Source organism: Mycolicibacterium sp. P4_G11 (assembly GCF_056555145.1).
Genome location: NZ_JBFUJW010000006.1, coordinates 104,949 through 117,860 on the forward strand (window position 1 = coordinate 104,949; position 12,912 = coordinate 117,860).

Annotated in this window: 11 protein-coding genes; 5 read left to right on the forward strand and 6 right to left on the reverse strand. The window is 67.3% G+C overall.

Translation table 11 applies throughout. From position 1 onward, the window contains the following. Window positions 1–45: 45 nt before the first annotated feature. The 3 genes from AC1U2B_RS14755 to AC1U2B_RS14765 form a co-directional block, all read right to left on the reverse strand. Window positions 46–828 (reverse strand): IclR family transcriptional regulator, encoded by a 783-nt coding sequence (locus tag AC1U2B_RS14755; RefSeq protein ID WP_480217384.1) that lies wholly within the window; start codon window positions 826–828, stop codon window positions 46–48. Window positions 829–879: 51 nt separating this feature from the next. Further along, complete coding sequence (locus tag AC1U2B_RS14760) at window positions 880–1,557, reverse strand: GntR family transcriptional regulator (RefSeq protein ID WP_043987004.1); 678 nt, start codon at window positions 1,555–1,557, stop codon at window positions 880–882. A 136-nt stretch (window positions 1,558–1,693) separates the two neighbouring features. Further along, window positions 1,694–2,374, reverse strand: coding sequence for a GntR family transcriptional regulator (locus tag AC1U2B_RS14765; RefSeq protein ID WP_480217385.1), 681 nt, complete (start codon window positions 2,372–2,374; stop codon window positions 1,694–1,696). Between the two features lie 117 nt (window positions 2,375–2,491). Here AC1U2B_RS14765 and glyA point away from each other — a divergent pair, with 117 nt between their 5' ends. The 5 genes from glyA to AC1U2B_RS14790 are packed head-to-tail and all read left to right on the forward strand — an operon-like array spanning window position 2,492 to window position 8,760. Further along, window positions 2,492–3,808 (forward strand): serine hydroxymethyltransferase, encoded by a 1,317-nt coding sequence (gene glyA, locus AC1U2B_RS14770; RefSeq protein ID WP_480217386.1) that lies wholly within the window; start codon window positions 2,492–2,494, stop codon window positions 3,806–3,808. Window positions 3,809–3,819: 11 nt separating this feature from the next. Further along, window positions 3,820–5,043: a sarcosine oxidase subunit beta family protein gene (locus tag AC1U2B_RS14775; RefSeq protein ID WP_480217741.1), complete on the forward strand. Its 1,224-nt coding sequence runs from the start codon at window positions 3,820–3,822 to the stop codon at window positions 5,041–5,043. Window positions 5,044–5,058: 15 nt separating this feature from the next. Beyond that, window positions 5,059–5,334 (forward strand): sarcosine oxidase subunit delta, encoded by a 276-nt coding sequence (locus AC1U2B_RS14780; protein WP_043400840.1) that lies wholly within the window; start codon window positions 5,059–5,061, stop codon window positions 5,332–5,334. Then, window positions 5,334–8,183 (forward strand): 2Fe-2S iron-sulfur cluster-binding protein, encoded by a 2,850-nt coding sequence (locus AC1U2B_RS14785; protein WP_480217387.1) that lies wholly within the window; start codon window positions 5,334–5,336, stop codon window positions 8,181–8,183. The genes AC1U2B_RS14780 and AC1U2B_RS14785 overlap by 1 nt, the downstream gene beginning before the upstream one ends. Then, window positions 8,176–8,760, forward strand: a complete 585-nt coding sequence (locus AC1U2B_RS14790; protein ID WP_480217388.1) for a sarcosine oxidase subunit gamma — start codon at window positions 8,176–8,178, stop codon at window positions 8,758–8,760. The genes AC1U2B_RS14785 and AC1U2B_RS14790 overlap by 8 nt, the downstream gene beginning before the upstream one ends. Window positions 8,761–8,978: 218 nt before the next feature. On the opposite strand, the gene AC1U2B_RS14795 is transcribed toward AC1U2B_RS14790, so the two are convergent. The 3 genes from AC1U2B_RS14795 to AC1U2B_RS14805 are packed head-to-tail and all read right to left on the reverse strand — an operon-like array spanning window position 8,979 to window position 12,777. Then, window positions 8,979–9,611 (reverse strand): MBL fold metallo-hydrolase, encoded by a 633-nt coding sequence (locus tag AC1U2B_RS14795; protein ID WP_480217389.1) that lies wholly within the window; start codon window positions 9,609–9,611, stop codon window positions 8,979–8,981. Beyond that, complete coding sequence (locus AC1U2B_RS14800; protein ID WP_043986999.1) at window positions 9,608–10,693, reverse strand: S-(hydroxymethyl)mycothiol dehydrogenase; 1,086 nt, start codon at window positions 10,691–10,693, stop codon at window positions 9,608–9,610. The genes AC1U2B_RS14795 and AC1U2B_RS14800 overlap by 4 nt, the downstream gene beginning before the upstream one ends. Window positions 10,694–10,728: 35 nt before the next feature. Next, window positions 10,729–12,777 carry an oxidoreductase gene (locus AC1U2B_RS14805; RefSeq protein WP_480217390.1) on the reverse strand — a complete coding sequence of 683 codons (2,049 nt, stop codon included), beginning with the start codon at window positions 12,775–12,777 and terminating at the stop codon, window positions 10,729–10,731. Window positions 12,778–12,912 lie beyond the last annotated feature (135 nt).

A 12,912-nucleotide genomic window follows, 5' to 3' on the forward strand; every position in this document is an offset into this window, starting at 1 on the left:
GAACCGCGAAATTACCCGAATCGGATTGGCGGCGACGCCGGACGATCAGCCCTGATGACCCATCCGGCGGCTGACATCGTCAGCGGCCGAGACCACCGTCGGCGCAATCTCCCGAGCCCGCTCCGCGGTGAGCCGGTACGCCGGCCCGGAGACGCTCAGCGCGGCGATCACCCCACCGATGTGGTCGCGAATCGGCGCGGCGACCGCGTTGAGCCCGTCTTCGAGCTCCTCCAACGACACCACGTAACCGTTCTGCGGCACGTCGCGCAGCTGCGCTTCCAGTCCCTCGACCGACGTGATGGTGTGCTCGGTGAACCGCCGCAGCCCGGCCACCGCCAACAGGTCCCGGCGGGCATCGGCAGCCATGAACGCCAGTAGCACTTTGCCGCTCGACGTCGCGTGCAACGGGGTGAGTTCACCCACCCAGTTGTGCGTACTGACGGCAGCCGGCCCGCGTGCCTGGTCGACGTTCACCACATACTCCGACCGCAGCACCGCGATGTTCACGGTCTCGCCGACTTCGAGCGCCAGCCGCTCGCAGACCTCTCGCCCCTGCTGCGTGACGTCGAGGCGGCCCGACACCGCGTTGGCCAGCCGCAGGATGCCGAACCCGAGTCGGTACTTGCCGCGCTCGAAAGCCTGCTCGACGAGTTCGCGGTCCTCGAGCGCCGCGAGCAGGCGCGAGACCGTCGATTTGTGCACTCCGATATCCGACGCCAGCTCGGTGACCCCGGCTTCGCCGCGGCGCGCAAGGAGCTCCAAGACCTGCAGCGCACGGTCGACGGACTGCACCCCGCCATTGCCGGAGTCAACGACACTGTTGCTCATGGCGCAACAATACCCACGATGTGACGCTAGTGGTCACGTTCGTCGGGCACGTCAGACGATGGCCCGGACGGCCTTCTCGAATCCGGTGACGTGCTCGAGCGCGATCTGTGCAGCGGCATCCCCGTCGCCACCGGCGATGGTCCGCAGCAGTTCGGCATGCTCACCCACGTGGCGGGCCACGGTCGGCAGCCGGTCGAGGAACAGGCAGAAGATACGGGTCGCCAGGTTGTCGTAGCGGACCAGCACGTCCTCGAGATGCGGGTTCCCGGTGGCCCGGTAGATCGCGCGGTGCGCGCGCAGGTCCCACCGCATCAGTTCGTCGCGGTGGATGTTCTCGACATCGAGCGCCTCGGTGCGATCGGCCAGCTCGAGCAGGCCGGCACGCACCTCGGCCGAGGCGTTCTCGGCAGCCGAGCGCGCCGCGACGGGCTCGAGATTGACCCGAATCTGCGAAATGTGGCGGAGGTCGGCGACATCGACACCCGTAGCAAAGGTGCCCCGACGAGGAAACGACACCACCAGCCGGTCCACTTCCAAGCGCTTGAGCGCCTCGCGGACGGGCGTGCGCCCCAGTTTGAGCTCCGCAGCCAATTCGCTTTCCACGATGGCTTCGTTGGGGCGGATGTCGAGCATGATGAGCTTGTCGCGGATCACCAGGTAGGCGCGGTCGGCAAACGACATCTCCTCGGAGGCAACATCATCGAGCTGTTCCACACCCGCAACACTCATCGCCGAACCGCCTTCCCGACGTCACCGACTTCACCAGCCCGCAACTGACCTGCTCTGGTCAGAGCAATGATATATCAGGACCGGTCGCGGTTGGGTCCGCCGGATGGCGAGCAGCCGGCGGCGGACGACGGAGACGTCACAGCAACGCGCGAATGGCCGCCTCGAAGCCGGTGACGTGGGCCAGCGTGAGGGCCGCCGCCTTCGCCTCGTCGCCGACGACGATGGCCTCCAACAGTTCGATATGTTCGCGGACGTGACCGGCCACCCCGGGGAGCCGATCCAGGAACAAGCACCAGATCCGCGTGGCGTGCGCGTCGAGACTGACCAGGATCTGCTCCAGGTGCGGATTGCCCGTGGCCCGGTAGATCTCCCGGTGCACATGAACGTCGTGACGCAGGACCTCATGAGGATCGTCGGTGTCCTCGATGCCGGCGATCGCCTGCGCCAGCGCAGTCAGCCTGGCGCGAGTGTCCGGCGTCGCGACCCGGGCGGCGCGCGCGGCTGCCGTCGGTTCCAGCTGCTTGCGAATCTCTGAGATGTCGGCCAGGTCCGTCATGTCGACAGCCGCGGCGAAGGTGCCCCGGCGCGGGTAGGCGACGACGAGGCGGTCGCGCTCGAGGCGTTTGAGCGCCTCGCGCACCGGGGTACGGCCGAAGCCGAGTTCGGCGGCCAGCCGGTCGTCATTGATCGGGTCGCCCGGCCGGATGTCCAGCATGACCAGACGTTCGCGCACGATCTCGTAGGCACGGTCCGCATTGGTCTCACCGATGGCCGGCGTGCTGTCGGGTTCGCCGAACGACAACTCCGTCAGGGTCATCGCCACTCCTCCAAGAATGTCTGCGGCCTACCTATTGACGTGGCCTCGAGCTGATCCTAATCTAACCGACAGCTGATATATTAGTCCACTGCACACTGCAATGTCAGAAAGGTGCACATGACCCTCGACACCGCACCCACGGCCACGAACCCCACGCTCAGCGCGAGCCTCGCCGAACTGGACCCGGATGTGTACCGGGCCATCGCCGCCGAGTTGCACCGTCAGCAGAGCACCCTGGAAATGATCGCCAGCGAGAACTTCGCACCGGTCGCCGTGATGCAGGCGCAGGGCTCGGTGATGACCAACAAGTACGCCGAGGGCTACCCGGGCCGCCGGTACTACGGCGGTTGCGAATTCGTCGACGTCACAGAGCAACTCGCCATCGACCGGGTCAAGAGCCTGTTCGGCGCTGCCTTCGCCAACGTGCAACCACATTCGGGGGCGCAGGCCAATGCCGCCGCCATGGCGGCACTGCTCTCCCCCGGTGACACCATCCTCGGGCTCGATCTGGCCCACGGCGGCCACCTCACCCACGGGATGAAGCTGAACTTCTCCGGCAAGCTCTACGACGTCGCCGCCTACCACGTCGGCGAGAGCGACCACCGCGTCGACATGGCCGAGGTCGAGCGGATCGCCCTGGAGCGTCGGCCGAAGCTGATCCTGGCCGGCTGGTCGGCGTATCCGCGGCAGCTCGATTTCGCCGAATTCCGGCGCATCGCAGACGAAGTCGGCGCGTACCTGATGGTCGACATGGCACATTTCGCGGGCCTGGTCGCCGCCGGGCTGCACCCCTCCCCGGTGCCGCACGCCCACGTCGTCACCTCGACCACGCACAAGACACTGGGCGGCCCACGCGGCGGCATCATCCTGACCAACGACGAAGCGTTGGCCAAGAAGTTCAACTCCTCGGTGTTCCCCGGACAACAGGGCGGTCCGCTCGAGCACGTCATCGCCGCCAAGGCAGTGTCGTTCAAACTCGCGGCAGCCCCGGAATTCCGCGAGCGGCAGCAGCGCACCCTCGACGGCGCGGCGATCCTGGCCGAGCGTCTGCTGCAAGAAGATTCCCGCGCGGCCGGCATCAACGTGGTCTCCGGCGGCACCGACGTCCACCTGGTGCTGGTCGACCTGCGGGAGTCCGAACTGGACGGCAAACAGGCCGAGGATCGGTTGCACCGCGTGGGAATCACGGTGAACCGCAACGCCGTTCCGTTCGACCCGCGGCCGCCGATGGTCAGCTCGGGCGTGCGGATCGGCACCGCGGCGCTGGCGACCCGCGGTTTCGATGTGGAGAGCTTCCGCGAAGTCGCCGACGTCATCAGCCACGCGCTCCGGCCCGGCACCGACGACGCGTCCTTGGCCGCGCTGCGCGCCCGGGTGGACGTACTGGCCGGCCGTTTCCCGCTCTACCCGAACCTCACGGAGGCCTCGCTGTGACCGCATCGACGATGCCGCCGGGCGCCCATCTGCCCGACCACCCCGAATTCCTTTGGCGCACCCCAGAACCCAAGAAGTCGTACGACGTCGTCATCGTCGGTGGCGGCGGGCACGGTCTGGCCACCGCGCACTACCTGGCCAAGAATCACGGCATCACCAATGTCGCGGTGCTCGAGCGGGGCTGGCTGGCGGGCGGCAACATGGCCCGCAACACCACGCTGATCCGGTCCAACTACCTGTGGGACGAGAGCGCCCGAATCTACGAGCACGCCCTCAAACTGTGGGAAGGGCTCGAAGAGGACCTGGACTACCCGATCCTGTTCAGCCAGCGCGGTGTGCTCAACCTCGCACACAGCCTGCAGGACGTGCGCGACAGTGTCCGGCGCGTCGAGGCCAACAAACTCAACGGCATCGACGCCGAATGGGTGGAGCCCAAAGAGGTCCGCGACCTGTGCCCAATCGTCAACATTTCCAGTGACATTCGCTACCCGGTACTGGGCGCCACCTACCAACCGCGCGCCGGCATCGCCAAGCACGACTACGTCGCCTGGGGCTTCGCGCGCCGGGCCGATGAGGCCGGGATCGACATCATCCAGAACTGCGAAGTCACCGGATTCGTGACCGACGGCGACCGGGTGACCGGCGTGCGCACCACCCGCGGTGACATCGGCGCCGGACAGGTGGCGCTGTGCGCCGCCGGCCACACCTCCACGCTGACCGACATGCTGGGGATCCGCACGCCGCTGCAGAGCCACCCGCTGCAGGCGCTGGTGTCCGAACTGCTCGAGCCGGTGCACCCGACCGTCGTGATGTCGAATGCGGTGCACGTGTACGTATCTCAGGCCCACAAGGGTGAACTCGTCATGGGTGCCGGCGTGGACTCCTACAACGGCTACGGACAGCGCGGCGCCTTCCACATCATCGAACGCCAGATGGCGGCCGCGGTGGAGCTGTTCCCGATCTTCGCCCGGGCACACCTGTTGCGCACCTGGGCGGGCATCGTCGACGTCTGCCCGGACGCGTCGCCGATCGTCGGCCGCGTCGGCTACGACAACCTGTACCTCAACGCCGGTTGGGGCACAGGCGGATTCAAGGTCACGCCGGGTATCGGCTGGTGTCTGGCCGACACCATCGCGAGCGGCGTCGAACACGAATACGTCGCCCCGTTCAGCATCGACAGGTTCGTCACCGGAGCCCTCGTGGATGAGCACGGCGCCGCCGGCGTGGCGCACTAGATCTCAGGAGTCACAATGCAACTCATCGACTGCCCGTGGTGCGGACCACGCGAGGAAACCGAATTCCACTACGGCGGCCAGGCGCACGTCGCCTACCCCGAAGACCCGCAATCGCTGACCGACGAACAGTGGGCGCACTACGTGTTCTTCCGCGCCAACCCCAAGGGGCTGTTCGCCGAACGCTGGACCCACAGTGCCGGCTGTCGCCGCTGGTTCAACGCCATCCGTGACACCGCAACCTACCGATTCGACCGCGTCTACCGACTCGACGAGCAGAGGCCGACCATCTGATGAGCACATCACTACGTACCGAAACCGGTGGCCGTATCGACCGAGATACGTTGCACACCTTCACTTTCAACGGCCGTGAGTACACCGGCCACGCCGGTGACACGCTGGCCTCCGCGCTGCTGGCGCACGGGGTGCACCACGTCACCTCCAGCATCAAGATGGGCCGGCCCCGCGGCTTCACCTCGGCGTGGGCCGAGGACACCGGCGGCCTGGTCCAGATCGAGTACCCCTTTCCCGAGCCCATGCTGCTGGCCACCACCGTCGAGCTGTACGACGGCCTGGTGGCGCGCGGCATCCCGGGACAAGGCCGGCTTGCCGACGTCCCCGACCCCGCGCGCTACGACTCGACCCACGTGCACGCCGATGTCCTGGTCGCCGGAGCCGGCCCGGCCGGTCTTGCGGCCGCACTGACGGCAGCGCGCGCCGGCGCCCGCGTGGTGCTGATCGACGAGCAGAGCGAGGCCGGTGGTGCCCTGCTGGGCAGCGCGGACATCATCGATGGTCGGCCGGCACTGCAGTGGGTCGCCGATGCCGTGGCCGAGCTCGCCACCTATCCCGACGTGCTGCACCTGCAGCGCACCACGGCGTTCGGTCACTACGACGACGGCTTTGTCCTTGCGCTGCAACGGCGTACCGATCACCTCGGTGCCGATGCTCCCGCGGCGGTGAGCCGCCAGCGGGTTTGGCGGATCCGGGCCCGGCACGTCATCGTCGCCGCCGGTGCGCACGAGCGGCCGGTGGTGTTCACCGACAACGACCGGCCCGGCATCATGCTGGCGGGTGGCGCCCGGACCTTCCTGCACCGGTACGGCGTCAAGGTCGGCGAGCGGGCTGTCGTCTTCACCACCAACGACAGCGCGTATTCGGCCGCGATGGATCTGCACGACGCAGGCGTGGCAATCACGGCGATCGTGGATGCCCGCAGCGACGTGGCCTCGGATCTGCGCGCGGCGTGCGCCACCCGTGGCATCGAACTGCGGACCGGATCGGTCGTCAGCGGCACCGAGGGAGAGCATCGGGTCAGCGCCGCCATTGTCACCGGTCCCGAAGGCCCACAGTCTTTGTCCTGCGACGTGCTCCTGATCAGCGGTGGCTGGAATCCCGCGGTGCACCTGTTCAGCCAGGTGCGCGGGCCTCTGCGCTACGACGACGGCATCGGCGCGTTCGTCCCCGGCGCGGAACTCGACCAGGTGACTGTCGCCGGTTCGGCCGCCGGGACCTTCGACCTGCCCGGTTGCCTGCGCGACGGGCGCACCGCCGCGACCCGGGCCCTGTCGGGTCTCGGGTTCACCGCAGCAGCTGAACCGCTGGCCGGAGAATCGGATTCAACCCGCACCGCCGAAGCTCCCCTGGTGCTGTGGCGGGTTCCCGATGCTGACGGTGCGGCAACGCAATTCGTCGACGTCCAGCGTGATGCCACAGTGGCGGACCTGGTGCGCGCAGTCGGTGCCGGCATGCGTTCGATGGAACACATCAAGCGCTACACCACCATCGGCACTGCGCACGATCAGGGCAAGACGTCGGGCGTCGTCGCCTCGGGCATCACCGCCGAGCTGCTCGGCGTCCCCGTTGCGGACCTGGGCGTCACCACGTTCCGGCCGCCGTACACCCCGGTCGCGTTCGCCGCGCTGGCCGGCCGCAGCCGCGGCCGGATGTTCGACCCGGAACGCGTTACCGCAGTACATGATTGGCATGTCGCCCGCGGCGCGGTCTTCGAGGACGTCGGGCAGTGGAAGCGACCCCGCTACTACCCGCTGGCCGGCGAGGACATGGAGACCGCCGTCCTGCGCGAATGTGCCGCCGCGCGAACGAATGTCGGCATCCTCGACGGCTCCACCCTGGGCAAGATCGACGTCCAGGGTCCCGATGCCGGCGCCTTCCTCGACCTGCTCTACACCAACCTGATGAGCACCCTGAAGGTCGGGATGCTGCGGTACGGCGTGATGTGCGGCGTGGACGGCATGGTGATCGACGACGGCACCGTGATGCGCTTGGCCGACGACCGTTTCCAGGTGTTCACCACCACGGGCGGCGCCGCGCACATCCTCGACTGGATGGAGGAATGGCTGCAGACCGAATGGCCGCATCTCCGGGTGCGTCTCACGTCAGTCACCGAGCAGTGGCACACCTTCCCGGTGGTCGGCCCGCGGTCGCGCGACGTCATCGGCACGGTGTTTCCCGGCGTCGACGTCAGCAATGAAGCGTTTCCGTTCATGGCCTGGCGGGACACCCAACTCGACGGCGTCCACGTCCGCATCGGCCGGGTCAGTTTCTCGGGCGAGCTGGCCTACGAGGTCAACGTCATGGGTTGGTACGCAACTGCGCTGTGGGAGAGGCTGATTGCGGCCGGCGAGCCGTTCGGCATCACGCCCTACGGCACCGAGACCATGCACGTGCTGCGGGCCGAGAAGGGCTACCCGATCATCGGGCAGGACACCGACGGCACCGTCACGCCGCAGGACCTCGGGATGAACTGGGTGGTGTCGAAGAAGAAGCCCGACTTCGTCGGCAAGCGCTCCTTCACTCGCGCCGAGAACCTTAATCCGCTGCGCAAGCAGTTCGTCGGGCTGCTGCCCGTCGACGCGCAAACGGTGCTGCCCGAAGGCGCTCAGATCATCGAGACCCCTGGCGACGGTGCGTTGCCGCCGCCACCGGTTCCCATGCTCGGGCACGTCACGTCGAGCTACCGCAGCGCCGAATTGGGCCGCCCATTCGCTCTTGCGCTGGTCAAGGGCGCCCACGCCCGCATTGGAGACACCCTCACCGTTCCGGTGGACGGCACCCTGGTGGCCGTCGAGGTCACCGGGTCTGTCCTCGTCGATCCCGAAGGAGCACGCCGCGATGGCTGAAACCCTCACTCGCCGTAGCCCATTGCAGGGTTGGGCCACCCAGTTCGCGGCGACCGCACCGGCAGCGATTCTCACCGAGGAGCCGTTCGTCACGATGGTCGATCTGTGGGCCGACCCGACGGGACCCGGCGGCGCCGAAGCCGCCCGGCTCCTCGGCCTGAACTCGTTGCCGGCGACGCCGGGGACCTGCGTGTCCGGCACCGATTCGACGGTGATCTGGTTCGGTCCGCAGGAGTGGCTGGTGACCTCGACGCAGCGCGGCGGCGAGGCGCTCGAGACCGAACTGCACGCGGCGGTCGCCGCCGCGGGCGGTGCTGCCGTCGACGTGTCCGCACAGCGCACCACGGTGCGCCTGCGCGGTGCGCACGCCCGCGATGTGCTGGCCAAGGGCTGTTCTCTGGATCTGCATCCGCGGGTGTTCGGTCCGGGCGCTGCCGCCCAGACGATGCTGGCGTTGGCGGCGGTCGTGCTGATTCCGTTGGACGACAAGGGCACCGACTACCGGATCATTGTCCGCTCATCGTTCGCCGGCTATCTGGCCGACTGGTTGATCGATGCGCTGGACGAATACCAATAGGAAGTACCGCCGAACGTGAGCTTGTGTTCTAACACAAGTTCGCTTTCGGCGTCTTCATCGGGAGCAGCGTAAAGAGTCCGCATCGATCCTGCGCTACGGGCGACAAATGTCGAGTGTCTACAGCCCTGGCTACAGAATCTGCGCAGCGTCGAAAGTGGGCTTGTGTTCGAAGAATCTGCGAAACTTCGAACACAAACCCACTTTCGGCGTCAATACAGTCAGTGCCCGCGGGCGATCCACTCCGCCAGATGCGGCGCCTCCGCGCCGACAGTGGTGTGGTCGCCGTGCCCCGTGTGCACGCGGGTGTCCTCCGGCAGCGTCAGAATCGAATCCCGGATCGAGTCGATGATCGTCGGGAAATCGCTGTAGGAGCGGCCGGTGGCGCCGGGTCCGCCGTTGAACAGGGTGTCGCCGGAGAACAGCGCGCCGGCCTCCGGCAGGTACAGGCACACCGACCCCGGCGAGTGTCCGGGCGTGTGGATGACCTCGATCTCGGTGCCGGCGAAGCCGATCCGCTGACCCGCGTCGAGGTTCCAGTACTTTTCGTCGGGATGGCTTGCCTGCCACAGCATGTCGTCGCCGGGATGCAGCAGTACCGGAGCGTGGAGGGCGGTTGCGAGTTCCGGCGCCACGGTCACGTGGTCGTTGTGTCCGTGTGTGACGATGACTGCCACGACATTGCGGCCCGCGACCGCGTCGATGATCTGCGGTGCGGTGTGCGCGGCGTCGACGATGACCACCTCGGAGTCATCGCCGATCACCCACACGTTATTGTCGACGTCCCAGGTGCCGCCGTCGAGGCTGAACGTGCCCGAGGTGACGACCTGGTCGACGCGGAGCGCTCCGCTCACAGCACGACCACCGAACGCAGCACGTTGCCGGCATGCATGGTGTGGAATGCATCCTCGACCTCGTCGAGCTTGATCCGTTCGGAGACGAACCGCTCCAACGGGATTCGGCCCTGCTGGTAGAGGTCGACGAGCATCGGGAAGTCGCGCTCGGGCAGGCAGTCGCCGTACCACGACGACTTCAGCGATCCGCCGCGGGAGAAGAAGTCGACCAGCGGCATCTCCAGCGTCATATCCGGGGTGGGCACGCCGACCAGGACGACGGTGCCGGCGAGGTCTCGGGCATAGAACGCCTGCTTCCATGTTTCTGGGCGGCCGACGGCGTCGATCACCACGTCGGCACCGAACCCGCCGGTGAGCTCCTGCACCGCCTCGATGGTGTCTGTTTCCGCGGCGTTGATGGTGTGGGTGGCGCCGAGTTCCTTGGCCCACTCCAGCTTTCGCGGGTCCCGGTCGACGGCGATGATCTTGCCCGCACCCGCCAGCCGGGCACCCATGATGGCGGCGTCACCGACCCCGCCGCAGCCGATCACTGCCACCGAGTCGCCGCGGGATACGTTGCCGGTGTTGACTGCCGCGCCGAGCCCCGCCATCACGCCACAGCCCAGCAGGCCGACCACCGCCGGGTCCGCATCGGCGTCGACCTTGGTGCACTGCCCCGCGTGGACCAGCGTCTTGTCGGCAAACGCTCCGATGCCCAGCGCCGGCGTCAGCTCGGTGCCATCCTCGAGCGTCATCTTCTGGGTGGCGTTGAAGGTGTCGAAGCAGTACTGCGGACGACCGCGCTTGCACGCCCGGCACTGGCCGCACACCGCGCGCCAGTTGAGGATCACGAAGTCGCCGACCGCCACCGATTCGACGCCGGGGCCGACCTCTTCGACGATGCCGGCCGCCTCATGCCCGAGCAAGAAGGGGTACTCGTCGTTGATGCCGCCCTCGCGGTAGGTCAGGTCGGTGTGGCAGACGCCGCACGCCTGGATCTTCACCACCACCTCACCGGGGCCTGGGTCCGGAATCACGATGGTGGTGACTTCGACCGGGGCGCCCTTGGAGCGAGCGATGACGCCTCGAACGTGTTGCGGCATAGGGATACTCCTTGTTTGTCAGGGGATGGTGGTGGTCAGAGAACCAGGCAGAGCCGGAACGCGTCGTAGATCGCCGCGTGGATGTTGCGGCTGGCGACGGCGTCACCGATTCGGAAGAGCTGGTAGCCGCCGCCGGGGTTGCGGACGACGTCTTGCGGTTGCAGGTTGAGCAGAGCCTGCTGGTCGACCTCACCGAGATTGGTGGAACCCGCGACCAGCCCGAAGTACAACTCGTCCGACGGCAGGGTGCCGTGTTCGACGACGACGTGGTCGACCATGCGCTGCCGGGTGGCGTGCGCGTATTCGTTGTACAGGTCCACTTCGAGCCGACCGTCCTTGCGACGCACTGCAGTCAGCCGCTCGTTGAGCGTGACGTGCACGTCGTGCTCGGCGAACACCTTGAAGTAGCCGGGGTAGTTCACGCCACCGACGTCAGGCGCCAAAGTCCGCTCCGGCGTGACGAATTCGACGGCGACGCCGCTGCGGGCCAGCACCTCGGCGGCATCCAACCCGGGGTGGCCACCGTTGTCGTCGTAGAGCATGACCTCGCCGCGCGGATGCACCGCACCGCAGAGCACATCCCAGCCGTCGGTCACCAGATTGGCGCCCTCGGTGAGGAATTCGGTGTTCGGCACTCCCCCGGTGGCGACCACGACGATGTCGGGATTCTCTGCCAGCACTTCGTCGGTATCGACGTAGCGGTTGGTGCGGATGTCGACCCCGAGCAGCTTGCACTCGTCCAGCCGCCACTCGATGATGCTGATGAGATCACGCCGGCGTGGTGACGACGCCGCGATCCGGACCTGTCCGCCTGCCGCGTCGGCGGCCTCGAACACGACGACCCGGTGGCCCCGCTCGCCGAGCACCCGCGCGGCTTCCAGTCCTGCCGGTCCTGCCCCGATGACCACCGCGGTCCGCGCCGGCCCGGTCGCCTTGGACACGTGATGCGGTAGCCGATCCTCGCGGCCGGTGGACGGGTTGTGCACACACTTGGCGTCGCGATTCTGGTAGATCTCGTCGAGGCAGTAGGTCGCGCCGACGCAGGGACGAATCCGATCCTCCTCGCCCGCTTGGATTTTCGCGACGATGTGCGGGTCGGCGATATGCGCGCGCGTCATGCCGACGAGGTCGAGGAGGCCGTCGCGGATCGCATGCCGGGCGGTGGCCACGTCGTTGATCCGGGCAGCGTGCATGACCGGGATGCCGAGTTCCTTCTTGACCTGCCCGGCGAACGACAGGTGCGGCGCGACCGGGGTACCCATCGGCGGGATGACGCGCGACAGCGCCTCGTCACTGGCCATGTAGCCCTTGATCACGCTGATGAAGTCGATGCCCTCGGGCACCAGGCGTTTGGCGATCTCGATACCGTCCTCGTACTGCAACCCGCCGGGCAGGTCCTCGTCGAGTGACATCCGGATTCCGACCGCGAAGTCCGGTCCGGCGGCCTCGCGGACGGCGCGAATCACCCTCAGCGGGAAGCGAAGTCGATCCTCCATGCTCCCCATGCCGTACTCGTCGTCGCGGTGGTTGGTCAGCGGCGACCAGAACGCGTCGAGCAGATGTGTGTAGGCCTCGAGTTCGATGCCGTCCAGGCCGGCCGCGCGGCACCGTGCGGTGGCGTCGGCGTAGGCCTTGACGATGCGGTCCATGTCCCACTCCTCGGCCACCTTGGGGAAGGACCGGTGGGCGGGCTCGCGGATGGCGGACGGGTACACGACGGGCAGCCAGTCGCCGTCGTAATTGCTGGTCCGGCGGCCCAGGTGGGTGATCTGGCACATGACGGCGGCGCCGTGCTCGTGGACGCCGTACGCCAGCTCGCTCAGCCACGGCACGATCTCGTCTTTGTAGACGTGCAGATTGCCGAAGGCAGACGGGCTGTCCGGCGCGACGACGGCCGAGCCACCCATCATGGTCAGCGAGATGCCGCCCTTGGCCTTCTCCTCGTGGTAGAGGCGGTAGCGGCGCTTGGGCATGCCGTCCTCGGTGTAGGACGGTTCGTGCGACGTGCTCACCACGCGATTGCGCAGGTTCATGTTCTTCAGCTGGAAAGGCTGCAGGAGCGGATCGATGAGCTGATGCGCCATGGGCGAGTCCGTTTCTTTCTGATGGTTCGGACGTGCTTCACACGTCGTCTTCAACCCCACAAGTACCCCTTGACCAGCGACGAATGCTGATCTACCGTATGTGAGATAACTAATATATCACTCGTCTATCAACCC

What these genes read in the sequence shown, in the direction of transcription:
- AC1U2B_RS14760 (WP_043987004.1), bottom strand. Translation starts at nt 1,557, where the DNA reads ATGAGTGTTGCGGGTGTGGAACAGCTCGATGATGTTGCCTCCGAGGAG.
- AC1U2B_RS14800 (WP_043986999.1), bottom strand. Translation starts at nt 10,693, where the DNA reads ATGCCGCAACACGTTCGAGGCGTCATCGCTCGCTCCAAGGGCGCCCCG.
- AC1U2B_RS14785 (WP_480217387.1), top strand. Translation starts at nt 5,334, where the DNA reads ATGAGCACATCACTACGTACCGAAACCGGTGGCCGTATCGACCGAGAT.
- AC1U2B_RS14790 (WP_480217388.1), top strand. Translation starts at nt 8,176, where the DNA reads ATGGCTGAAACCCTCACTCGCCGTAGCCCATTGCAGGGTTGGGCCACC.
- AC1U2B_RS14755 (WP_480217384.1), bottom strand. Translation starts at nt 828, where the DNA reads ATGAGCAACAGTGTCGTTGACTCCGGCAATGGCGGGGTGCAGTCCGTC.
- glyA (WP_480217386.1), top strand. Translation starts at nt 2,492, where the DNA reads ATGACCCTCGACACCGCACCCACGGCCACGAACCCCACGCTCAGCGCG.
- AC1U2B_RS14805 (WP_480217390.1), bottom strand. Translation starts at nt 12,777, where the DNA reads ATGGCGCATCAGCTCATCGATCCGCTCCTGCAGCCTTTCCAGCTGAAG.
- AC1U2B_RS14775 (WP_480217741.1), top strand. Translation starts at nt 3,820, where the DNA reads ATGCCGCCGGGCGCCCATCTGCCCGACCACCCCGAATTCCTTTGGCGC.
- AC1U2B_RS14780 (WP_043400840.1), top strand. Translation starts at nt 5,059, where the DNA reads ATGCAACTCATCGACTGCCCGTGGTGCGGACCACGCGAGGAAACCGAA.
- AC1U2B_RS14765 (WP_480217385.1), bottom strand. Translation starts at nt 2,374, where the DNA reads ATGACCCTGACGGAGTTGTCGTTCGGCGAACCCGACAGCACGCCGGCC.